The 22,272-nt window shown below is 36.6% G+C and carries 19 protein-coding genes and 1 tRNA gene; 11 read left to right on the forward strand and 9 right to left on the reverse strand.

Going from position 1 to position 22,272, the window contains the following annotated elements:
* Nucleotides 1–94 precede the first annotated feature (94 nt).
* Entirely contained in the window at nucleotides 95–2,593 is a 2,499-nt protein-coding gene (locus ACZ1AQ_RS01920) for a DUF5686 family protein (RefSeq protein WP_489631261.1), read from the forward strand.
* A 255-nt stretch (nucleotides 2,594–2,848) separates the two neighbouring features.
* Here the strand turns inward: ACZ1AQ_RS01920 and ACZ1AQ_RS01925 are convergent, their stop codons facing one another.
* Together ACZ1AQ_RS01925 and ACZ1AQ_RS01930 are read right to left on the reverse strand one after the other, a co-directional pair.
* On the reverse strand, nucleotides 2,849–3,178 hold the full coding sequence (locus ACZ1AQ_RS01925; RefSeq protein ID WP_159689846.1) for a DMT family transporter: 330 nt from the start codon (nucleotides 3,176–3,178) through the stop codon (nucleotides 2,849–2,851).
* A gap of 1 nt (nucleotide 3,179) precedes the next feature.
* On the reverse strand, nucleotides 3,180–5,447 hold the full coding sequence (locus ACZ1AQ_RS01930) for a cation:proton antiporter domain-containing protein (protein WP_489631262.1): 2,268 nt from the start codon (nucleotides 5,445–5,447) through the stop codon (nucleotides 3,180–3,182).
* 198 nt (nucleotides 5,448–5,645) lie between these two features.
* On the opposite strand from ACZ1AQ_RS01930, the gene ACZ1AQ_RS01935 reads away from it, so the two are divergent.
* The 4 genes from ACZ1AQ_RS01935 (at nucleotide 5,646) to rpoN (ending at nucleotide 11,834) form a co-directional block, all read left to right on the forward strand.
* On the forward strand, nucleotides 5,646–8,066 hold the full coding sequence (locus tag ACZ1AQ_RS01935; protein ID WP_489631263.1) for an efflux RND transporter permease subunit: 2,421 nt from the start codon (nucleotides 5,646–5,648) through the stop codon (nucleotides 8,064–8,066).
* 11 nt (nucleotides 8,067–8,077) lie between these two features.
* Nucleotides 8,078–8,560 (forward strand): SixA phosphatase family protein, encoded by a 483-nt coding sequence (locus ACZ1AQ_RS01940; protein ID WP_489631264.1) that lies wholly within the window; start codon nucleotides 8,078–8,080, stop codon nucleotides 8,558–8,560.
* Nucleotides 8,561–8,829: 269 nt separating this feature from the next.
* Nucleotides 8,830–10,275, forward strand: a complete 1,446-nt coding sequence (gene asnS, locus ACZ1AQ_RS01945) for an asparagine--tRNA ligase (RefSeq protein WP_489631265.1) — start codon at nucleotides 8,830–8,832, stop codon at nucleotides 10,273–10,275.
* Between the two features lie 95 nt (nucleotides 10,276–10,370).
* On the forward strand, nucleotides 10,371–11,834 hold the full coding sequence (gene rpoN, locus ACZ1AQ_RS01950; RefSeq protein WP_489631266.1) for an RNA polymerase factor sigma-54: 1,464 nt from the start codon (nucleotides 10,371–10,373) through the stop codon (nucleotides 11,832–11,834).
* Nucleotides 11,835–11,877: 43 nt separating this feature from the next.
* On the opposite strand, the gene ACZ1AQ_RS01955 is transcribed toward rpoN, so the two are convergent.
* Nucleotides 11,878–12,471 carry a thymidine kinase gene (locus ACZ1AQ_RS01955; RefSeq protein WP_064715865.1) on the reverse strand — a complete coding sequence of 198 codons (594 nt, stop codon included), beginning with the start codon at nucleotides 12,469–12,471 and terminating at the stop codon, nucleotides 11,878–11,880.
* 102 nt (nucleotides 12,472–12,573) lie between these two features.
* On the opposite strand from ACZ1AQ_RS01955, the gene ACZ1AQ_RS01960 reads away from it, so the two are divergent.
* The 5 genes from ACZ1AQ_RS01960 to ACZ1AQ_RS01980 all read left to right on the forward strand — a co-directional run bounded on the left by ACZ1AQ_RS01960 (nucleotide 12,574) and on the right by ACZ1AQ_RS01980 (nucleotide 17,837).
* On the forward strand, nucleotides 12,574–13,473 hold the full coding sequence (locus ACZ1AQ_RS01960) for a DUF8457 domain-containing protein (RefSeq protein ID WP_489631267.1): 900 nt from the start codon (nucleotides 12,574–12,576) through the stop codon (nucleotides 13,471–13,473).
* A gap of 88 nt (nucleotides 13,474–13,561) precedes the next feature.
* On the forward strand, nucleotides 13,562–14,272 hold the full coding sequence (rsmI, locus tag ACZ1AQ_RS01965; protein ID WP_489631268.1) for a 16S rRNA (cytidine(1402)-2'-O)-methyltransferase: 711 nt from the start codon (nucleotides 13,562–13,564) through the stop codon (nucleotides 14,270–14,272).
* Between the two features lie 13 nt (nucleotides 14,273–14,285).
* A complete protein-coding gene (locus tag ACZ1AQ_RS01970) occupies nucleotides 14,286–14,636 on the forward strand; it encodes a HopJ type III effector protein (RefSeq protein ID WP_489631269.1) in 351 nt (116 codons plus the stop codon).
* A 241-nt stretch (nucleotides 14,637–14,877) separates the two neighbouring features.
* On the forward strand, nucleotides 14,878–16,569 hold the full coding sequence (gene recJ, locus ACZ1AQ_RS01975; RefSeq protein WP_489631270.1) for a single-stranded-DNA-specific exonuclease RecJ: 1,692 nt from the start codon (nucleotides 14,878–14,880) through the stop codon (nucleotides 16,567–16,569).
* A 2-nt stretch (nucleotides 16,570–16,571) separates the two neighbouring features.
* Nucleotides 16,572–17,837, forward strand: coding sequence for an MFS transporter (locus tag ACZ1AQ_RS01980; protein WP_489631271.1), 1,266 nt, complete (start codon nucleotides 16,572–16,574; stop codon nucleotides 17,835–17,837).
* 65 nt (nucleotides 17,838–17,902) lie between these two features.
* On the opposite strand, the gene ACZ1AQ_RS01985 is transcribed toward ACZ1AQ_RS01980, so the two are convergent.
* The 4 genes from ACZ1AQ_RS01985 to ACZ1AQ_RS02000 are packed head-to-tail and all read right to left on the reverse strand — an operon-like array spanning nucleotide 17,903 to nucleotide 20,157.
* On the reverse strand, nucleotides 17,903–18,664 hold the full coding sequence (locus ACZ1AQ_RS01985) for a UDP-2,3-diacylglucosamine diphosphatase (RefSeq protein WP_159689801.1): 762 nt from the start codon (nucleotides 18,662–18,664) through the stop codon (nucleotides 17,903–17,905).
* Nucleotides 18,665–18,724: 60 nt separating this feature from the next.
* On the reverse strand, nucleotides 18,725–19,177 hold the full coding sequence (locus tag ACZ1AQ_RS01990; RefSeq protein WP_489631272.1) for a 6-pyruvoyl trahydropterin synthase family protein: 453 nt from the start codon (nucleotides 19,175–19,177) through the stop codon (nucleotides 18,725–18,727).
* Between the two features lie 33 nt (nucleotides 19,178–19,210).
* The gene (locus tag ACZ1AQ_RS01995) at nucleotides 19,211–19,384 is read right to left on the reverse strand and encodes a hypothetical protein (protein ID WP_315147805.1); all 174 of its coding nucleotides are present in this window, start codon (nucleotides 19,382–19,384) and stop codon (nucleotides 19,211–19,213) included.
* Between the two features lie 5 nt (nucleotides 19,385–19,389).
* Nucleotides 19,390–20,157, reverse strand: coding sequence for an enoyl-CoA hydratase/isomerase family protein (locus ACZ1AQ_RS02000; protein ID WP_489631273.1), 768 nt, complete (start codon nucleotides 20,155–20,157; stop codon nucleotides 19,390–19,392).
* Between the two features lie 128 nt (nucleotides 20,158–20,285).
* On the opposite strand from ACZ1AQ_RS02000, the gene ACZ1AQ_RS02005 reads away from it, so the two are divergent.
* Nucleotides 20,286–20,359, forward strand: a tRNA-Ala gene (locus ACZ1AQ_RS02005).
* Between the two features lie 167 nt (nucleotides 20,360–20,526).
* Here ACZ1AQ_RS02005 and ACZ1AQ_RS02010 read toward each other — a convergent pair.
* Both ACZ1AQ_RS02010 and ACZ1AQ_RS02015 read right to left on the reverse strand, forming a co-directional pair.
* The gene (locus ACZ1AQ_RS02010) at nucleotides 20,527–20,949 is read right to left on the reverse strand and encodes a hypothetical protein (protein WP_489631274.1); all 423 of its coding nucleotides are present in this window, start codon (nucleotides 20,947–20,949) and stop codon (nucleotides 20,527–20,529) included.
* A gap of 322 nt (nucleotides 20,950–21,271) precedes the next feature.
* Nucleotides 21,272–21,982 carry a hypothetical protein gene (locus ACZ1AQ_RS02015; protein WP_489631275.1) on the reverse strand — a complete coding sequence of 237 codons (711 nt, stop codon included), beginning with the start codon at nucleotides 21,980–21,982 and terminating at the stop codon, nucleotides 21,272–21,274.
* Between the last annotated feature and the right edge of the window lie 290 nt (nucleotides 21,983–22,272).

Raw genomic sequence — 22,272 nt, forward strand, 5'->3', positions numbered from 1 at the left:
ACTAAACCGTCTCCAAAAGTATCATGGAGACGGTTTTTTTGTGCTATTTTTGTCAATCTAATACAAAAATCGCTTGGGTTCAAAATACACGCTTATGAAGCAATTGAGTTGGTTGTTGCTACTTTTTACGTTCTCACTGCAGGCGCAATTCCAATGGAATGGTTTGGTGAAAGACGCGAAGACGAATCAACCTTTGCCTTTTGCGAGCATTACGAGCAACACGGGTGTACAAACCATCTCGGATGTAGATGGAAAATTTCAGCTTTTGAGTCCCAGTACTATTTTGGATTTTACGGTTTCTTATTTGGGTTACACGCCTTTCCAACAAGTCATCACGCCCAACAAAACGTTTTATGTAGTGGCCTTACAAGAAAAATCCAATGATTTGAATGAAGTGTTGATTCCCAAAGAAAATGTGGCTTTGCAAATTATTCGAAAAGCTATAGCGGCCAAATCCGTCAACAATCCGCAGCAAAAAAACAATAGTTTTTCGTTTAAATCCTATAACAAACTCCTTGTTACCGCGAATCCTGACTCGATTAACGGCAAAATTGATTCGGTTTTTGTAGACAAAACGTATGGTAGAGAACTGGTAAAAGTAGATTCGTCTAACTACAAGTTTAAAGAAATTATCAGTAAGCAGCATTTGTTTCAAACGGAGAAAGTATCGCTTTTTCAGTACCAAAATACCCACTTAAAAGAAGTTATTTTAGGAACCAAAATGGCTGGCTTCAAGCAACCGATTTATGAAATCATCGCGTTCAATTTGCAATCTTTTTCGATTTATGAACCCAAATATGAGTTGTTCGAAACCAAATACAATAGTCCTATAGCCGATGACGCACCAGAACATTACAACTACAAACTACTGGATTCGGTAGCCATTGATGGCAGGACAACCTATATGATTTATTTCAAAAACAAGAAAAAGAAAAATGCTGCAGGGCTCGAAGGGGTTTTATATATAGACACGAATTCTTATGCGATTGCTAAGGCCATTATGCGCATAAGAGGAGTATTGGACATCAGCGGGACTCACGAATTTGTGTATTTGCCTGCCGAAAAAATTTGGTTCCCCTCGGCCAAGACGTTCCAAATTGTAAAAGGAAAAAGCGACGATGACATTAAGATTCTTGGCGGAACCATACAGTTTGATGGCGATATTGAAGAAGGATTCAAACCGCGAAAAAAGGAAGCTACCGATATTAGTTATCTGATCTCCAAAAGTTACAATTTCGATATAGCATACAACAAAGCTGTCCAAATCAAACAACCAACGATAGCGATTGACATACAAGAAGACGCTATCAATCGATCGGATGATTTTTGGGAAATGTATAGAAAAGAGAAATTGGATTTACGCAGTCAAAAAACCTATGCTGCTGTAGATAGCATTTCGATAAAAAATGGCATTGAAAGTAAACTGCTGTTTGGCAGAAAAATCATCAATGGCTATGTGCCTATTAGTGTGATTGATTTTGATTTAAGAAAGTTTGTAAGCTTCAACAACTACGAAGGTTTTCGTTTAGGCGTTGGGGGTATTACCAATGACCGCTTTTCTAAAAAATGGAAAATTGAAGGCTATAGCGCTTACGGCACAAAAGACGGGACTTTTAAATACAGTTTAGGCATTGGTACCCGAATCAATAAGTTCTCGAATACTTGGTGGGGCGTTTCGTTTACGGATGATGTACGAGAAATAGCGAGTACCACTTGGACTGTTGACCGAAGAGCATTCAAAATTTACGACCCAAGACCTATCAACATTAGTACTTTTTACCATTATCAAACGTGGAAAACGGGCGTAGAAACCAAGTTTATTCCAAAAACCGAAAGTATATGGGAACTCTCAAACACTTTTGTAGAGCCAAAGTTTAATTATGCCTATAATCTAGACGGCAAACTCTTTACGAAATACAATTTGACTACGGCTATGGTTTCGTTGCGTTGGAATCCATTTAGTGATTATATGCAAACGCCAACGGGAAGAATTGAAACCGAAAAAAGATACCCAAAATTTACGTTTCAGTTTACCAAATCGTTACCAAATGTGGGCAAAAATGATTTTGAGTTTAGTAAAATCGATTTTAAAACCGAATATCAAAAGAACTACTTGAACGGTCAAAAAACGAGTTTACTCTTTGAAGCAGGTTATACTATTGGCGACTTACCTTTGACACATTTGTACAATACTTCGCCGAATAATTTGAATAAAGAAACGATTATTCAGCGTGTGACTTTTGCGGGTAAAAACAGTTTTGAAACGATGTTTTTTAATGAGTTTTTCTCTAGTAAGTTTGCTTATTTTCAGTTCAAGCACAGTTTTAATCGCATTCATTTGTTGAAAAAAGTAAAACCCAACTTGGTCGTGGTGAGCCGAATGGGATGGGGCGATATGGAAAAACCAGAGCAGCACGTTGGCATTAACTACAAAACCCTACGAGATGGTTTTTTTGAATCGGGAATCGAGTTGAACCAAATTTATAACGGCATTGGACTAAGTGGTTTTTACCGTTATGGACCGAACCAATTGGCTAAATTCCAAGATAATATTGCGGTGAAAATTAATTTTATTTTGAATTTGGGATTCTAACTCAGATTTCAAGAAAGTGGTGCTTTGACAATTCACATATGACTTATATTTTACTATTGGTTTTATACGCAAGGTTCGCAAAGGGAAAAACGCAAGGTTCGCAAGTTTTGCGTGAGGGATAGAAGCGGCATCCTCTTGGGGCGGGGTTCGCCCCAAGAGATATAGCGTAGAGCCCGACAGCATAAAACAAAGAGAGCCATTCAATAGTTAGTTGAATGGCTCTCTTTGTTTTATGGTGGCACGCCCAAATTTAACTTAATGCTCGGAAACCATTTTTAATCCTATAATGGAAGCAATGAGGGTAAGCAGGAAGAAAATACGCCAAAAAGTAGCGGGTTCTTTGAAGACTAAGAGTCCGACGAGTACGGTTCCTGCAGCGCCTATTCCTGTCCAAACGGCATAAGCGGTTCCGATGGGGAGGGTTTGTGTGACTTTGTAAACTAAGGACATACTGATGGTGAGACAGGCCAAAAAACCGAGAAACCAGTAGGTGGCTTCGGTACCTTGAGTTTCTTTGGCTTTGCCCAAACAAGTGGTAAATCCTACTTCGAAAAGGCCAGCAATTAGTAACAAAATCCAGTTCATACTATGGTTTTATGATTAATACTGACGGAACGCCGCTCAACCAAACGCTTCTGGAATCCACAAGTGCTTTCCAGCTTTCAAGGCTAATCATCATCAAATCTTGCTCGGCTAGGAATTCTTTTTTGATGATTTTTTCGCCATACAAGGTGATGTTGTTTGGGAATTTATGTTCCAATGAACTTATGGCGCTACCGATTACAAAATTTGATTTGATGTGTCCGTTGACATCCAAGACGACTACTTTGGACTTATTATTATGGATGAGTTTTTGAGCGTAATCAATCAAGAAAGCGTCTTCGGCACTGAAGATGGGGATAAAAATGGTGTTTACTTTTTGTAAATCTTTGTCAATTAAGATTCCCACAGGCATCTTGGCTTTGAGCAAAATTTGGCGGGTTCTTTCGTCAAAAGGAGAATTCGCAAACAAGCCTTCTTTTCCAGTGAATTTATCCATTAATCGCTCTGGATTAATAATTCTAGTCGTAAAACCAATTACTTTTCCGAGCAAAGTTCCTTCAAAAATAGATTTTCCGAGTCCTACTAATAAAAGGTCGTATTCGCCTTGATTGGCGATATCGGTGATTTCTGTTTCGATGTCGACTGTAGCTTTGAAGATGGTGGTCACTTCTTGTTTTAAAATTCTAGATTCCTCTTGAATCGGTAAAAATGCCGCAGTTTCTTTGTCTTCTAAAGCAAAAGGATGCATTTCGTTACTTACGGATAAATGCATAGCCGTTACCGAAGCGTCTTTTTGTTTACGGACTAAACTATTGGCCAAACGCAGCAGTGACCTTCCTTTTTCGTTGTTACCAAAAGAAATCAAAACGCGATATACTTTGGATTGTTCTAGTTCTTCTACCTCAACATCATCTTTGGTCTTGAAAATGAAATTGATTAAGTTAAGAGCTGGTCCAGTCATAAAAGTAGTGACCAATGCCATAATTACCATCATAGTAAATACCGCTGGTGTCAACACTCCCAACTCTAAACCAATGTTTAGTACTATTAATTCCATCAAGCCACGAGTATTCATCAATGCACCGATGGTTAAGCTATCTCTCCAATTTTGCCCCACAAATTTGGCCGCAAAAGCGCTACCAAAAAACTTACCTACTACAGCTACCAAGATGATGAAACCCGTAACTTGCCATAAATAAGGGTCGTTGATTAGACCTATTTCGGTTCGTAAACCTGTGAATACAAAGAACAAAGGCAAAAGTAAAATCACAGATACGTCCTCTACTTTTTCAATAAAAACGATTCTGAATTTAGCCACATCTGGCATAATCACACCTGTCATAAATGCTCCAAAAAGAGCATGTATTCCGATTACTTCTGTTGCATAAGACGCAATAATAAGGGTGACAAAAAAGATAGCTACAACGGGTTTACTTATCGCTTCTTTGGTTGCATACAAATCTCCAATTCGTTTGAGGAACGGTTTGACAATCAAAAGCATAATCAACACAAATCCAACAGCCAAAGAAATTACGTATAGAGAGCTCACAAAAGAGCCCGCTTTTACAATAGCAATTACGGCAGCCAACAAACACCAAGCTGTAATGTCATCGGCGGCGGCACAAGTGATTACGATGGCTCCCAATTTTGTTTTATGAATGCCGCGTTCTTGTACAATTCGAGCTAAAACCGGAAATGCTGTTATACTCATAGCAATTCCCATAAACAAACTAAACGAGAGGAATTTTACTCCATCGGGTGCAAATTGGTCATATACAAAATACGCTAAACCAATTCCGAGTGTAAACGGAAAAATAATACTAGCGTGACTGATTACTACGGCATCGTTGGCTTTATTTTTTAGCACCTTCAAATCTAACTCCATACCAATCACATACATAAAAAGTATCAATCCGATTTGGCTTAAGAATTTTAGATTACCGAGAGATTCTACAGGAAACAAAACTCCCGAAAACTCTGGAAAATAAGTTCCTAATAAAGATGGCCCTAAAGCTATACCTGCAATGATTTCACCAATTACAGACGGTTGTCCAATTTTTTTAAAAATCCAACCAAAGACTCTGGCTACGATAATTATGGTGATGATTTGTGCCAAAAGTATGGCCAAAGGTTCTTGAAAACTATGCTGCATAGATGCGATAAAATCCAACCAGGCATCTTTGGGTCCTACGGTTGTTTTTTTGACATCCGTTCCTTCAAGTAATTTCCCGTTTTGTATAATCCAATACATTAAGGCGGAAAAACCTCCAGTAACAGCTAGATAAAACAGGGTATTTTTGTAATTCTTCATTTATTTATTTTTGGCTATAATGAATTGCTCATTTAACAAAGATGAGAAAATCAAATATAAGAATTATATCAGGAATGAGAATATTAACCAAAATTTAAAGATTTTTCTTTGGACCAAAAAAAAACTACAACCAAACTGTCAATTCCCTACCTTTTTAATCGAGGTTTCGTTACCTTTACAGCTTTTTAACTACTGAAAATGATTAAATGGTTTAGTTTGGGTTTTTGGGAGCTCATTGCCCGTATTGTCCTTAGAAATAGAATTTTAATGCTCTCTATCATTGCAGCGATTACCGTCTTCTTGGCACTGCAATGGAAAAATATTCATTTTACGTTTACCGAAGCGAATATGTTGCCCGATGACAACATTGCGAATGTAGAATACAATGCCTTTTTGGACAAATTTGGAGAAGAGGGGAATTTGATAATTATAGGAGTAAAAGACTCCACTTTTTTTACGCCAAAAGCCTATGCCGCTTGGAGTAAATTGATGAATACCATCAAAAAAAATCAGGAGGCAGACTTAGTCGTTTCGCTCAATGATTTGAAAAAACTACAAAAAAACGAAGCTTTAGAAAAATTCGAATTGGTTCCTTTTGTAGACGAATCGAAAGCTCTCAATCCAAAATATTTGCAAACCATCAAAAAAGAGCTGTTCAATGACCTTCCTTTTTATGAAGGATTATTGTTCAACAAACGGTCTGGAAGTGTTCGCTCGGCGATTTATCTAGACAAAAAAATCGTGAACACAAAAATTCGCAAAACCTTTGTATTAGAAAAATTAATCCCTGCGATAACCACTTTTGAAAAAGAAACCAAAATTGACCTTCGCGTTTCGGGGATGCCTTACATTCGAACGTTGAATGCCAAAACGATTACCGACGAGATTAGTATTTTTATTGGCGCTTCGTTATTGATTACCTCGTTATTGTTTTTCTTCTTTTTCAGAAGTTTCAAAGCGACTTTAATTTCTATTGTAATTGTAATTATCGGTGTAATGTGGTCGTTTGGTTTTCTGGGACTATTCAATTACGAAATTACTATTTTGACGGCTCTAGTTCCTTCATTGATTATTGTGATTGGGATTCCGAATTGTATTTTCCTGACAAATAAGTATCATCAAGAGTTTAAAGTACACCGCAACAAAGCCAAAGCCCTGCAAAGAGTTACCACCAAAATTGGAATGGCTACCTTGATGACCAACTTGACCACAGCCATTGGTTTTGCCACTTTTGTCGCTTCGAACAATAATTTATTGTTGGAATTTGGCGTGGTAACCTCAATCAATATTATGGCTTTGTTTTTCTTGAGTTTAATATTGATTCCAATTTTTCACAGTTACTTGAATCCTCCTAAAGAAAGACACCTGAAACATTTGGACAGAGGTTCCGTGAAAAAATTTATGGATTGGATTCTTAAAACTATCAAAACCAATCGTTTCTCAATTTATGTCGCTTCTGTCGCCTTACTTGTGTTTAGTATTATCGGTATTTATGAGATGCGCATTTCGGGTAGTTTGATTGAAGATATGCCTAAAAAAGAAGCATTCTTTCAAGATATAGTTTTCTTCGAAAAAGAATTTGATGGTGTGATGCCACTCGAAATAATGATTGACACCAAACGTAAAAAAGGAGTGATGAAACTATCTACTCTAAAACGTATGGAAGAACTAGAAACTGCGATTGAGGAAATTCCCGAATTATCAAAACCTATTTCGATTGTGAATTTGGTGAAATATTCCAAACAAGCTTACTACAATGGCAATCCTGATTATTATGAATTGCCAACCTCGCAAGAACAAGCTTTTATCCTTTCGTATGCTAAAAATGCTACTGCCAACAGCAAAGAAAATCTAATGAAAAGCTATGTGGATAGTACTGGACAATATGCCCGAATCACCACGTTTATGCGCGATGAAAACGGAGACCAAATTGCCAAAATCGAAGAAGAAATAAGAAAGAAAGCCGATAAATTGTTTCCGAAAGAACGCTACAATGTTATCATAACTGGTAAAGCTTTGGTATTTCAAAAAGGTACGGGCTACTTGCTTGACAACTTGCTCTCGTCACTGATTTTTGCCTTTTTCTTAACGGCGCTTTTGATTGGATTTATGTTCCGTTCGTTCAAAATGATATTGGTTTCTATCATCCCAAATTTATTGCCTTTATTCTTAACGGCTGGTTTGATGGGCTTTTTGGATATTCCTTTAAAACCTTCGACTATTTTGGTGTTTGGAATTGCTTTTGGACTTTCGGTAGATGATACCCTCCGATTCTTGTCGCAATACCGCGAGGAATTGAAGAAGAACAATTGGAAAATCAAAAAATCAGTGTATGCTACGTTTAACGAATCGGGATTGAGTATGTTTTATACGTCGATTGTGTTGTTTTTTGGATTTTCGGTGTTTATGTTGTCTAGTTTTGGAGGTACGATTGCACTAGGTGGATTGATTTCGTTGACTTTATTATTTGGTATGTTGTCGAATTTGATGTTGCTTCCAGCTTTGGTGCTAACTTTGAATAAAACCTTGGCCAATGAGCAAGAATTTATTGAACCTAAGATTGACATCATCGAACGTTCTGATGAAGAGATTGACTCGCTAACCAACGATAAAAAATAAAATTTACATATATGAAAAAGATTTTATACGTTTTCGTTTTTATGCTCTTAACGTTTGGTGCTTTTGGCCAAACGACGACAATTTACTTGATTCGCCACGCCGAAAAAGTAGACAACTCTAAAAATCCTAATTTGTCTAAAGTAGGTTTGGAACGCGCCGAACATTGGAAAACGATTCTAGCTCAAGTTCCGCTAAAAGCAGTGTACAGTACTGATTTTTTGAGAACAATACAAACCGCTACTCCAACTGCCACTAGTAAAAATTTGGAGATTATAAAATATGACCCCAAAACTCTCGACCTTGAACAACTCAAAAAAGAGCACAAAGGTCAAGCTATTTTGATTGTAGGTCATAGTAATACAACGCCTGATTTGGTGAATAGAATCATCAATCAAAAGGTGTATGCGCCAATTGATGATACTGTTTTTGGAAATTTATACATCATTACGATTAGCGGCAATGAGCTAAGTCATCAATTGTTGCAAGGATTGTAAAACTAGAAACGACTGGTTACCCCTACTGCCCTAGCCCCGATTGTAGTGGAAATCCTTGTGAAAATAAAGACTAATTTTTCTTGACAAAAAAGAGCGACCAGCGGAAGCTCCTTTTTTGTCAAGAAAAATAGTATTTATGGAACAAGATTGTAACGAAAAGCGGGAAATAGCTCCTAAAAAATAAACACAAAACAATTATATTTGCATAACGCTTAAAGCACCGATTTTTGTTTTGAGCGCGTATTTAAATTTAAAAATCTAAAATTAAGATGAAACACACAAAAGTTAAAGACTTATTAAACAGTACAACGATACTTCAGGAGGTTAATGCAAAAGGATGGGTGAGAACGTTTAGAAATAATCAGTTTATTGCGCTGAATGACGGTTCTACTATTAATAATATTCAGTGTGTGGTTGATTTTGAGAATACACCAGATGAAACACTAAAACGCATTACGACTGGCGCTGCTATTTCGGTTATTGGCTCGTTAGTAGAAAGCCAGGGTGCAGGTCAAAAATATGAAATTCAGGTAAGACAATTGGAAATTTTGGGAGACTCAGATGCGGAGAAATTCCCAATGCAACCTAAAAAACACTCTTTGGAATTCTTGCGTGAGAATGCGCATTTGAGAGTAAGAACGAATGCTTTTGGTGCGATTATGCGCGTTCGTTCGGTTTTGGCTCACGCGGTGCACACGTATTTTCAGGAGAAAGGTTTTGTGTATGTGAATACGCCAATTATTACTGGTTCGGATGCTGAAGGTGCGGGTGAAATGTTTAAAGTAACCGCTTTGCCTTTTGACAACACACCAAGAACAGAGGAAGGAAAAGTAGATTACAAAAAAGACTTCTTTGGTAAAGAGACCAACTTGACGGTTTCTGGACAATTAGAAGGCGAAACATTTGCTATGGCGTTGGGTCAGATTTATACTTTTGGTCCTACGTTTAGAGCTGAAAACTCGAATACTTCTCGTCACTTGGCTGAATTTTGGATGATTGAGCCAGAGGTGGCTTTCAATGATTTGGATGACAATATGGATTTGGCTGAGGATTTCATTCAATTTGTGATTAAATATGCTATGGATAAATGTCCAGAGGATTTGAAATTCCTAGAAGGACGTTTGTTAGAAGAAGAAAAATCAAAACCACAAGCCGAAAGAAGCGAAATGACATTGTTGGAGAAATTGAACTTTGTGTTAGAAAACAATTTCAAACGCGTTTCATATACTGAGGCTATCGAAATTTTGAAAAATTCAACTCCGAACAAGAAGAAAAAATTCCAATATATCATTAACGAATGGGGCGCTGATTTACAATCAGAACACGAACGTTACTTGGTGGAAAAACACTTTAAATGTCCAGTGATTTTGTTTGATTATCCAGCCAACATCAAAGCATTTTATATGCGTTTAAATGATAACACAGAACCTGGAAAAGAAACAGTTCGTGCAATGGATATTCTTTTCCCTGGTATTGGAGAAATTGTAGGAGGTTCACAAAGAGAAGAACGCTACGATGTTTTGGTAGAAAAAATGAAAGCCTTAGGCATTGACGAAGAAGAATTATGGTGGTACTTAGATACCAGACGTTTTGGTTCGGCAGTACACTCTGGTTTTGGTCTTGGATTCGAAAGATTGGTATTGTTTGTAACTGGAATGACCAATATTCGTGATGTGATTCCTTTCCCAAGAACACCAATGAATGCGGAATTTTAAAAAAGTTTACTGTAGTTTAAAATGGTTTAAAGTTGTTGCCTACAACACAACAACTTTAAACCTTTAAACCTTAAACCTTTAAACTATTAAAAAAAATGCTAAAGCAATTTTTAAATTTAAAATTATCTCAGAAATTATCTCCACAGCAAATTCAGTTGATGAAGTTAATTCAATTGCCTACGCAAGCATTTGAACAACGTTTGTTAGAAGAAATGAACGAAAATCCAGCTCTTGAAGCCGGTAAGGAAGACGACTACGAGAAAGACGAATTTGAATCTGAAGACTACGACGATTATGATGATGCAGAATCAGATAGAATAGAAGCCGATGACATCAATATCGATGATTATTTAGGCAGTGACGATATCCCAGATTACAAAACCCAAGTCAATAATTATAGCGATGACGATGAAGACCGTGAGACTCCTTTTGCGGCACCCATTAGTTTTCATCAAGATTTAATCAACCAACTCAACACTTTTATCCTTAACGACGAAGATCGTGAAATAGCAGAATTCTTGGTGGGAAGTATTGATGATATGGGTTACATTAGAAGAAGTATCCCAGACATAGTAGATGATTTAGCTTTTACACAAGGAATCTATACCGATGAAAAAAATGTAGAACGCTTGCTTCACGTTATTCACGAATTGGAACCTACAGGAGTTGGCGCTAGAGATTTACAAGAATGCTTGCTTTTGCAACTCAAACACAAAACACCTACAGAGTATATTGAATTAGCGATTGATATTATTGAAAATCAATTTGATGCTTTTACCAAAAAGCATTATGAAAAATTGATGCAAAAATACAGTGTCTCTAACGAACAACTAAAAAAAGCGATATACGAAATTGAGCGATTGAACCCAAAACCAGGAGGTTCTTTTGCAGGTAACAGTAAAGTTACCGAAAATATAGTTCCTGATTTTGCCATCAGAATTGTGGATGGTGAATTGGAATTAACATTGAATGGACGAAACGCTCCGTCATTGCACGTTTCGAAAGATTATCAAGAAATGATGCAGACGTATAAAGAATCGAAAGACAAATCGACCCAACAAAAAGAAGCGGTTCAGTTTATCAAACAAAAATTGGATTCGGCGAAATGGTTTATCGATGCCATTCGTCAACGTCAAGAAACACTTTTTGTGACTATGAATGCGATTATGCATTACCAAGAAGAATTTTTCCTAGACGGTGATGAAACCAAGTTAAAACCAATGATTCTAAAAGACATCGCCGACATGGTGGGACTAGATATTTCGACCATTTCTAGAGTCGCCAATAGCAAATATGTAGAAACACCTTATGGCACCAAATTAGTCAAAGAATTTTTCTCAGAAGCGATGATGAACGACCAAGGCGAGGAAGTTTCAACTTTAGAAATTAAAAAAATTCTAAAAAACACCATCGAAGAAGAAGACAAACACAAACCACTTCCCGATGACCAATTGGCCGAAATTTTAAAAGAAAAAGGCTATCCAATTGCCAGAAGAACCATAGCCAAATATAGAGAACAACTCGATATTCCGGTGGCAAGAATGCGGAAGAAAATGTAATAAAAAAATCCCAACGAGTTGTTGGAATTTTTATAGTGCTATATTATTTTTTGTCTTTATCGTCGTGCATCGCATGATAAAAAGCAGCTCGACTTAAGGGTTCATATTCCTCTGTTTCCCCCAACATAACGAGTTTGTCATTGTCTGTTTTTCTGAAACTGTAATTTGCTAAATTTCCTGTTCGAGTGCACACCGCATGTACTTTGGTCACATACTCCGCAGTAGCCATCAGTGCAGGCATCGGACCAAAAGGATTCCCTTTAAAATCCATATCTAACCCAGCCACAATTACGCGAATTCCTTGATTGGCTAAATCATTACAGACCGTAACAATTTCATCATCGAAAAATTGAGCTTCGTCAATGCCAATAACGTCACATCCTTGCGCCAAAAGTGCAATATTAGCTGCTGCAGGAACGGGTGTAGAACGGATTTCATTTTCGTCGTGCGACACCACCATTTCCTCGTGATAGCGCGTATCGATAGAAGGCTTGAAAATTTCAATTCGTTGTTTGGCAAACTGAGCTCGTTTTAACCTGCGAATGAGTTCTTCTGTTTTACCCGAAAACATGGAGCCACATATGACTTCTATCCAACCAAATTGTTCTTTATGATTTACTGTATTTTCGAGAAACATTTTGTATTTTTCTACCTTTAAAAATGAATAGTTTTTATTACTTTGTAATGGGAACAAATTTATTAAAAAAGACACACCCTACTCACTATAATACCAAAAGTTATGAAAAAAAGATTGGAGGCTGATTTAGTTAGCATTGCGCACAGAATTCTACAACTTAAAAACAAGTCGGATGTGAATGTGCTGTTCTTAGAAACCCAAAAACTATACGAAAAACTGGCGATTTTAAAGTTTGTCGAAGAAAACCTAGGGGATGTCAAACCAACCATAGGTCAGGCAGCAATAGAAGCAGAAATAGAGAAAGCCTTTGATTTACCTGAGATTAAAACCGATGTAACAGCAACAGAAGAAGTGGTCAAAACTGATGATAATACTAAAGATATCAATAGTGAAACTACAGCTACTGTAGATAAAATTTTAGATAGCATTGCACCTGAAGAAAGTATAATAGAAGCGCTAACAAGTGAAACTGAATCTTTAGAAGAAGAACAAAAGAATCCAACATCCTTTGTTCCAATTTTTGAAAAAACTACAACTCCTACAGAAAACACCACTACCAAAGTTGAAGAAGTTACAGCCAAAAAAGAAGTGGTTCAAATCTCTTTTGAAGAGTTATTGGGAGGGAACTATTCCGAAGCGCAATTCGTAAAAGTCGACAGTATTGAAACTACTAAAACGAATACAACCACAGCTTTTGATTTGGCTTTTGACAAAGTAGAAACACTTACCGAAGAAAAAGAAAATAAAGCAAAATCATTGAATGACAAACTAGCCAAAGGAATTTCAATTGACTTGAATGACCGCATAGGTTTTGTAAAACATCTTTTTGGCAATAGCAATGAAGACTATAATCGTGTGTTGAGTCAGTTGAATAGTTTTAATAATTTCTACGAAACCAAAACGTTTATTGACGAAATGGTAAAACCTGATTATAACAACTGGGAAGGAAAAGACGATTACGCGAATCGATTCATGGAAATTGTAGAGAAGAAATTCTTGTAACTGATTCTACTCACTCTATAAATCAATACCCATTTATCAAACACGAACTTCGTTTTATAGCGGATTTCGTGTTTTAACTTTTTAAAATATGTCTAAACTATATATCGTACCCACTCCAATTGGCAACCTCGAAGACATGACGTTTCGAGCGATTCGCATTCTCAAAGAAGCCGATTTGATTTTGGCCGAAGACACCCGAACCAGTGGCAAATTGCTCAAACATTTTGAGATTAGCACTCACATGCACAGCCATCACATGCATAATGAACACAAAACCATCGAAAACATAATTAGTCGATTGCAAGGAGGCGAAACCATCGCTTTGATTTCGGATGCTGGAACACCCGCCATCTCGGACCCTGGTTTTTTGATTACTAGAGCTTGTATTGAAAACGGTATTGCTGTAGAATGCTTACCAGGCGCAACCGCATTTGTACCTGCTTTAGTCAATAGTGGTTTGCCGAATGACAAATTTGTATTTGAAGGTTTCTTACCTGATAAAAAAGGAAGACAAACCCGTTATTTGGCTTTGGCCGAAGAAACGAGAACAATGATTATTTATGTTTCTCCTCATAAATTAGTAAAGACTTTAAGTGAATTTGTTACTTATTTTGGCGAAGACCGCCCCGTTTGTGTATCGAGAGAATTGTCTAAAATGCATGAAGAAAACGTACGCGGAACGGTAAAAGAAGTACTAACTCACTTTGAAAAAACCGCACCTAGAGGAGAAATCGTAGTGGTGGTTGGAGGAAAACCGATAACCAAAGAAACCAAAAAAAGTAAATTTTCAGAAGAATAATAAAATCGAAAATATGAGCCTAACTGCCTTTTTAGAAAAATTAAAAAACACCCCAAACGAGATTACCTTTCAAGAAACTATCGCTGTTATTGAAGCTAATTATGATTTTGAACCAACAGCCTTTGAGAACGGATTGCAACACAATATGGCTAACGAAAATAATGGTTCATGCAAAGTATTTGCCTTTGCGCAACTCCACAACTTAACCGCAGAAACAACACTGGCTTGTTTTGGGGCTTTTTATACTGAAGATGTCTTGAAAAATCCAGATGGCACAGACCATCAAAATATTCGTAATTTTATGAAAACGGGTTGGGATGGCATTGCTTTTTATGGAGAACCTTTGACAATGAAACAACAATAATTGTTGTTTACAGACAACAAAACTAATCCTAAATATAGTCTAAAGACCATTTTAAAATGCCAACAAAAAGGCAATTTGTGGCTCTTTAACCCCGATAGCAGCGGCATCCTTTGTTTTTTTCTTTTAAAAAAACAAAGATATAGCGGATAGCGGGACCCATGTTTCCTGAAAAGCCTTTTGCTTTGGTTCCTAAAAAAATAAATTATACGCCTAATTAACACTATACAAAACCTAAAACAGCATGCGTTGGACACTCAAACCCAAACCAGAAGAAGAAAAAATAAATGAATTAGCAACTGCCTTACAAGTTTCAAAAACAATTGCTACTTTATTACTACAAAGAGGTATCTCTTCATTTGAAGAAGCACGACAATTTTTTCGCCCCTCATTAAACGATTTACATGATCCGTATTTGATGAAAGATATGGATAAAGCGGTGGCAAGACTTGAAAAAGCCATAGCAAACGAGGAAAATATTTTGGTTTTTGGGGATTATGATGTAGATGGAACAACGGCTGTTTCTTTGGTTTCGGGCTATTTGAAAAGTTTTTACCCCAATGTTGCCACGTATATTCCGGATCGTTATGATGAAGGCTACGGTGTGTCGTTTAAAGGAATTGATTTTGCCGATGACAACGGTTTTTCGCTAATAATAGCGCTAGATTGTGGGATAAAATCTATTGACCACGTGGCGTATGCCAAAGAAAAGAATATCGATTTTATTATTGGCGACCATCACCGTCCTGGAGAGCAATTGCCTGATGCCGTTGCGATTTTGGACCCAAAAAGGGCCGATTGTGACTATCCGTACGACGAATTGTGTGGTTGTGGCATTGGTTTTAAACTCATTCAAGCATTGGCAGCTAACCGCAACCAAACCATTGATGATTTGATACCGTATCTTGACTTGGTGGCTACAGCCATTGCAGCTGATATAGTGCCGATGACTGGAGAGAATAGGGTTTTGGCATATTTTGGATTGCAAGTAATTAATAGCGACCCTCGTCCTGGAATTAAGGCGATGACACATCAACTCAAGAAAAAAACACTAGATATTACGGATGTGGTTTTTATAATTGCGCCGAGAATCAACGCTGCGGGCCGCATCAAACACGGCAATCATGCCGTAGAATTGTTGACCGAATTTGATTTTGAACAAGCGCAGCAATTTGCTTCAGAAATTGAAGCGTACAACGCCGAACGCAAAGATTTGGACCAACAAATTACAAAAGAAGCGCTGAACCAAATTGAAGAAAATGGCGAACAAAACCGATTTACTTCGGTAGTTTTTCAAGAAACTTGGCACAAAGGCGTGATTGGAATTGTCGCTTCTCGATTGATAGAAACCTATTATCGTCCTACCTTGGTGTTTACCAAAAGTGGCGATAAATATGCCGCATCTGCCCGCTCGGTAAGAGGATTTGATGTATACAATGCGCTCGAAGCTTGCGGAGAACATTTGGAACAATTTGGAGGGCACATGTATGCTGCAGGAATGACCTTGAAACCCGAAAATTATGAAGCTTTTAAAGAAGCCTTTGAAAAAGTTGTACAAGAGACTATTGCTCCTGAATGGCTAGAACCTGAAATTTCTATAGATGCCATAGTCGATTTTGATGAAATTACCCCTAAATTTACACGCATTTTAAAACAATTTGAGCCTTGTGGTCCTCAAAATATGACGCCCGTTTTTGTATCTAAAAATGTTGTTGATACTGGTTATGGAAAACCTATGGGAAAAGAAGAAGAACATTTGAAACTATTTGTACGCCAAAATAATTCAGAGGGAATTCCTGCCATTGGTTTTGGATTAGGAAAAAAATATGAAATGATAAAAAACAAAAGACCGTTTGAAGCAGCTTATTGTATAGACGAAAACGAATGGAATGACAAAATTGAATTACAATTGCGATTGAAAGACATTAGAATCTAAAAATGAAAACAAAAAACGACCCGTACGCAGCTTTGCGTTATAAAGAATTCAATACTTTTTTATTGTTACGTTTTGCGATGGTTTTTGCCTGGTCCATGCAATTTATCATTATTGAGTGGGAAGTATATAGCTTAACAAAAAATCCTTTATCGTTGGGAATTATTGGCCTAATGGAAATTATTCCAGCGGTAGCTATGGCATTATTTGCGGGTCATATTGTAGATCAAAAAGAGAAGAAAAGTTTGCTCTTTAAATGCATTGCAGGCTTTTCAATCATAAGTATCGGTTTGTTTTTGTTGACTTGGCCTCCTGTCGTTTCAGGTTGGAATATGGATACCGTTTTGTATGCCATTTACTTTATGGTATTTCTAGGAGGAATTGTTCGTTCATTTTTGGGCCCCACCATTTTTTCACTTTTGTCACTAATTGTTCCGAAAAAAGCCTATTCTAATGCTGCTACTTGGAGCTCATCTGTTTGGCAAGTTGGTTCGGTAGTAGGTCCAGCTGTAGCGGGTTTTTCTATCCATTGGATTGGTGTGCATTGGTCGTTATGTATTGTGATCGCTTTTTCTATCTTATCAATAATTGCCTTGACTCAAATTGAATCCAAACCTATTTTAAATAAGAAAATTGGTGAACCCGTTAAAGAAAGTTTGAAAGCGGGTGTACGATTTGTATTCAACAATCCTGCTATCTTATCATCCCTTTCACTTGATATGTTTGCGGTTTTGTTTGGCGGAGCAGTAGCCTTGTTGCCTATTTTTGCCCAAGACATTTTAAAAGTTGGTCCAGAAGGATTTGGCGTTTTGAGAGCTGCACCAGCTGTAGGCGCTTTTATAACGATGTTTGTATCGGCTTATGTGCCTATGAATAAAAATGCTGGGATGAAACTCTTGATTGCTATTTTTGGGTTCGGCGTGTGTATTATCGTCTTTGGACTTTCTACTTTGTATTGGCTTTCAGTAGTTGCGTTGTTCTTTAGTGGTATTTTTGATGGTATCTCTGTGGTGATTCGCCAAACAATTTTACAACTCAAAACACCCGATGATATGCGCGGACGCGTTTCGGCAGTGAACTCCATTTTTGTGGGTTCTTCAAACGAATTGGGTGCTTTTGAAAGTGGTGTTACGGCAAAACTAATGGGAACGGTAACGGCCGTAGTTTTTGGAGGAAGTATGACCTTGCTTACAGTATTGGTCACAGGATTTGTATCGCCTACTTTTAGAAAGCTGGATTTACAAAAGGATTTAGAAGCACACGAAAAATAGAAGTTAAGAAGCTATCAAAAAAAAAATTCTGGGGATTACCAAAACAATCAACAAGTGTTACTTTCCTAATTGGTTCCCTCCCACTTTTTGATTTCAAAAGTAGTTCCATCAAAAACGCCGTATGTAAAATAAGTTATCCAATCGCCTAGATTGACGTATTCGGCGTTTTCTCCAACGGTGTATTTCATTGGTAAATGGCGGTGTCCGAAAACTAAATAATTGTAATGCTTGGTTTCTAATTTTCGTTTGGCATATTGAATTAACCATTCGTTGTCTTCGCCTAAAAAAGTAACATCTTCGGCTCCAGAAATTAATTTGTTTTTAACTGAAAGGTATTGTGCTAGTCCAACACCTAGATCAGGATGCAACCAACGAAACAACCATTTTGAGAATGGATTCGTAAACACTTTTTTCATGCGTTTGTAGCCTAAATCTCCGGGTCCTTTACCGTCTCCGTGTCCTACCAAAAAGGTTTTTCCATGAAAAGTGTATTCTTGATTATCATGAAAAACAGGAATATTCAGTTCTTTTTCAAAGTAATCGTTCATCCATAAATCATGATTCCCGACGAAGAAATAAATTGGAATACCGCTATCGCGAATCTCGGCCAATTTACCTAAAACGCGAACAAATCCTTTGGGAACCACGGTTTTGTATTCGAACCAAAAATCGAATAAATCACCCAATAAAAAAATAGCTTCGGCATCTTTCTTTACTTCGTCAAGCCAAGCTACAAATTTTTGTTCTCTAGGAAAACTCAACTCAGGCGTAGGTGCACCAAAATGCTGATCAGAAGCGAAATATATTTTTTTGGAGATTGAAGTCATGCAATTTAATTTGGAATTTGGTCCAGAAATTTTGGGATGAAATTTGAAAAGTATCTATTTCTATACATTATCGCTAGCAAACCATTCTGCGAAAGAGGATTCTGTTTCTTGTAATTTTAAAGAGAATAAGTTAATTCCCTCTGGTAATCGGCTTTTGATTCGTTCCGCAAAATCAACAATCATGTTCTCGCTGGTAGGCTGATAATCGACCAAAATCACGTGATGTCCACGGTCTTTTAATTCTTTAGCCAATTCAATATGAGGAGTCGTTTGGTTGAAAACGGTAGCGTGGTCAAATTGATCTACTACTTCTTCTTTTACGATTTTTTTCAAATCGGTAAAATCAATCACCATTCCTAATTTTACGTTCGACCGATCGGTTATTGGAGAACCAATTACGGTTACTGATAACTTGTAGCTGTGACCATGTACATTTTTGCATTTCCCATCATAACCATACAAAGCATGACCGGTTTCGAAACTAAATTTTTTGGTGATTCTGATATTACTCATCTGTATTGAATTTGGCAGCAAATTTAAGGAATTTTAGCGGTTTTCGTCTCTTTTTTTTGCTCGGTAATACATCCAATAAGCAAATCCAACCAAAACAACGAAAGGCAAATACGAGCCAATTACCACTCCTATTTCGTAACTCTTATCAGGAGCTTGGGCTATTTTTTTGGCTACATCTACTTTTTGAAGTAAAGAAAAAGAAGTCATTGTTGTTATTTTTTAAATTGAAGTAAAGCGTTTTTGGTAAAATCAGAAAGCACCAATTGTCCTGAAATTGCGGCACGTTCTAGCAACAAAGTTGCCCAATGATCAGTACCTTCCCAAAATACTTTCTTGATTTCGAGTAAGGCTTGCGGATTGTATCCAGCTAGTTGTGTGGCCATTTGTTGCACGGCTTCGTCTAATTCCGGAAGCGTTTCAAAAGTAGCGGCATACAAACCTTGTTGTTGTGCCCACTCGGCCGATTTCCATTCTTGAGCCGCCAAGGTCATTTGGGACATCGCCATTTTGCCTATTTTACGACTCACCGCAGGTTCAATCACAAAAGGGCCAATTCCGATGGCGAGTTCTGATAATTTGATACTTGCCTGACGAGTTGCCAAGGTATAATCACAAGCAGCAGCAATACCAACTCCACCTCCAATGGCTTTGCCTTGAATCCGACCAATAATCACTTTTGGACATGTACGCATCGCATTGATTACATGCGCAAATCCTGAAAAGAAAATCGCTCCTTCTGCTTCTGTACTAACCGCTAAAAGCTCATCAAAAGAGGCACCAGCACAGAAAACCCCTGTACCTTCACTCTGTAGTACCACCACCTGAACTGCATCATTAGTACTTACTTCCTGAATCGCTACTGTGAGTTGCTGCAAAAGGGCTTTAGGAAAAGAATTACTGGCGGGGTGACCAAAGCTAAGTGTGGCAATACCATTGGCAATCGTTGTGGTAAGTGTGCCTGAGGCAATCATTTGTGACATACTTTTTATTTTAGCGTAAAGTTAAAATTATTTCCATAACCCACTTCTTTTTTTAAAGCTAAAGCATTTTTGTGAAGCATAAATTTGTGTATTCACTAATTAAAATACTATATTTGCGACATAGTCATGGGGATGTAGCTCAGTTGGCTAGAGTGCTTGACTGGCAGTCAAGAGGTCGTGGGTTCGAGCCCCATCTTCTCCACAAAAAAGCCTTAAAAACGAATGTTTTTAAGGCTTTTTTATTGATTATCAAGACAAATCAAAAGTGCTAAACTTACTAATCACCAAAGTTGTATACACATTTGCAGTACATTTTTATACTCAAAATAGGATATAAATGATTATGGTATCCTAATTCTAAATAATTAGCTAAAACAACAACTTCGACAATATATTTGTAGCGCTTGGAGTTTTCGGCATTAAACCTAGTAACGTTGCATACTGTTGAGCTTTCAAAACTGTTTTCATTTTTGAAGGAAAAGCACTTTGAATGCCCGACATAACAGAACTATAACCCGCTTTGTTGGAAGCCATCATTGGCAATGCATTTTTCTTTTTATTCAATAGTTCTGTAACAATTGAAGTTACTTGAGGCACTTGTTCTGGCGTCAATTGAAGTTTAGGTTTCAATGTACCCAAAATTTGTGAGCTAATACCACTTACATCAAATGAAGACAATGCAGCTTTGCTCCCAACTGTAGCTGCTTTATTTACATCATTCAAAGAAATCTGTGCTTTTGAAGATAACCCTAAACACATTAATAAGACGAATGTTAAAATTGACTTTTTCATATATGTAAAATTTATTTTTAAGCTGTCATTTGTGGTATGCTTTGCCAATTCGATTTTTGCTTATGGTGTTTGTTTGCAACAAACCGGTTATTATAGCAATTACACAATTAAAATATTGATTTTCAGTTTACTAAAACATAAAAATAACATTTTTTTGTTTGACAATAAAAAAATATTTACTCTAAATTTTCAAATAAACGAGTTTATAGTAGCAATGCAGTCAAGAGGTCATAAGGTAGAATCCTCATCTTATTCACAAAAAAGCCTTAGAAACGAATGTTTTTTAAGGCTTTTTGTTTGTTATAATATATCATTTTTATATTTAATCCTGGTATGATGTCATTATTCCATTCTCAAAATAATAATACTCCCTCTCATACACCCATTGTTCGTGAACCCCCCATTTCCCAACTGTTCTATTAATTTGATTTGGGCTACCTAAAGCAATTAGCAACATATCATCTGTCATTCCAATCCAAACCATTCCTTTTTTTAATTTAGCATAAAGTGCTTGTCCATATTTCTTAATGTTTTTCGCTTCAATAGCGGCATATTCTTTATTCGCTTTTTTAAGTTTATTTTCCTCTTTAATTTTTTCTAATTCTTTTTTTTCTTTAATCCTAACATTAATTAAATCATTTACCTTTTGATTGCGTTTAACCCATAATTCATTAACATATCCACAAACTGAATCAACACATACTCCAAAATATTCATCTTGATAATCCAAAATTAAAACGTTTTTATCCTCTTTAAAAATATAAATTACGTCATCCATTGGAAATGGTCTTTTCCTCAATTTAGCATCTTTAGAAACAATTGCAGTTAATGTCGAATCCTTAACTGCTTCTAAAATTTCTTTAGATTTAATCAAATTAATTTTCTTATCAATTTTAGCAATAGAATCTTTTAAAGAATCAATCATATCAACAAAACCTTTTCTACTCTTCTCAAGTTTAATAATTTCATTACTTAAATCTTGAGCTTTTAGCATAGGAATATAAAGAAGCAACAATATTAATATTTTTCTCATATTTGATTTTCTTTTATCCAAAAATACAACATTGTAACTTACAACCTCCTCACCTAAATTAGTGATATTTTAAATTTCAATTCTAGTAATTTAAAAAGTAAAAATACCTTCTAAAAAACAAAAAGTCCTATCTAGCTCTGATGGCAGCGGCATCCTTAGAATTATTATTCAAAAATTAAGCCTTACTTTCCTTTTTAGACGGTTTTTACAAAATACGGAATCGTTTTCGAAAAAAAAGTGTTAAAAATATTTCGCAAATAATTGATTAACAATGTTTTATATGTTTAATT

The sequence above is a fragment of the Flavobacterium sp. UM26 genome, assembly GCF_057922445.1.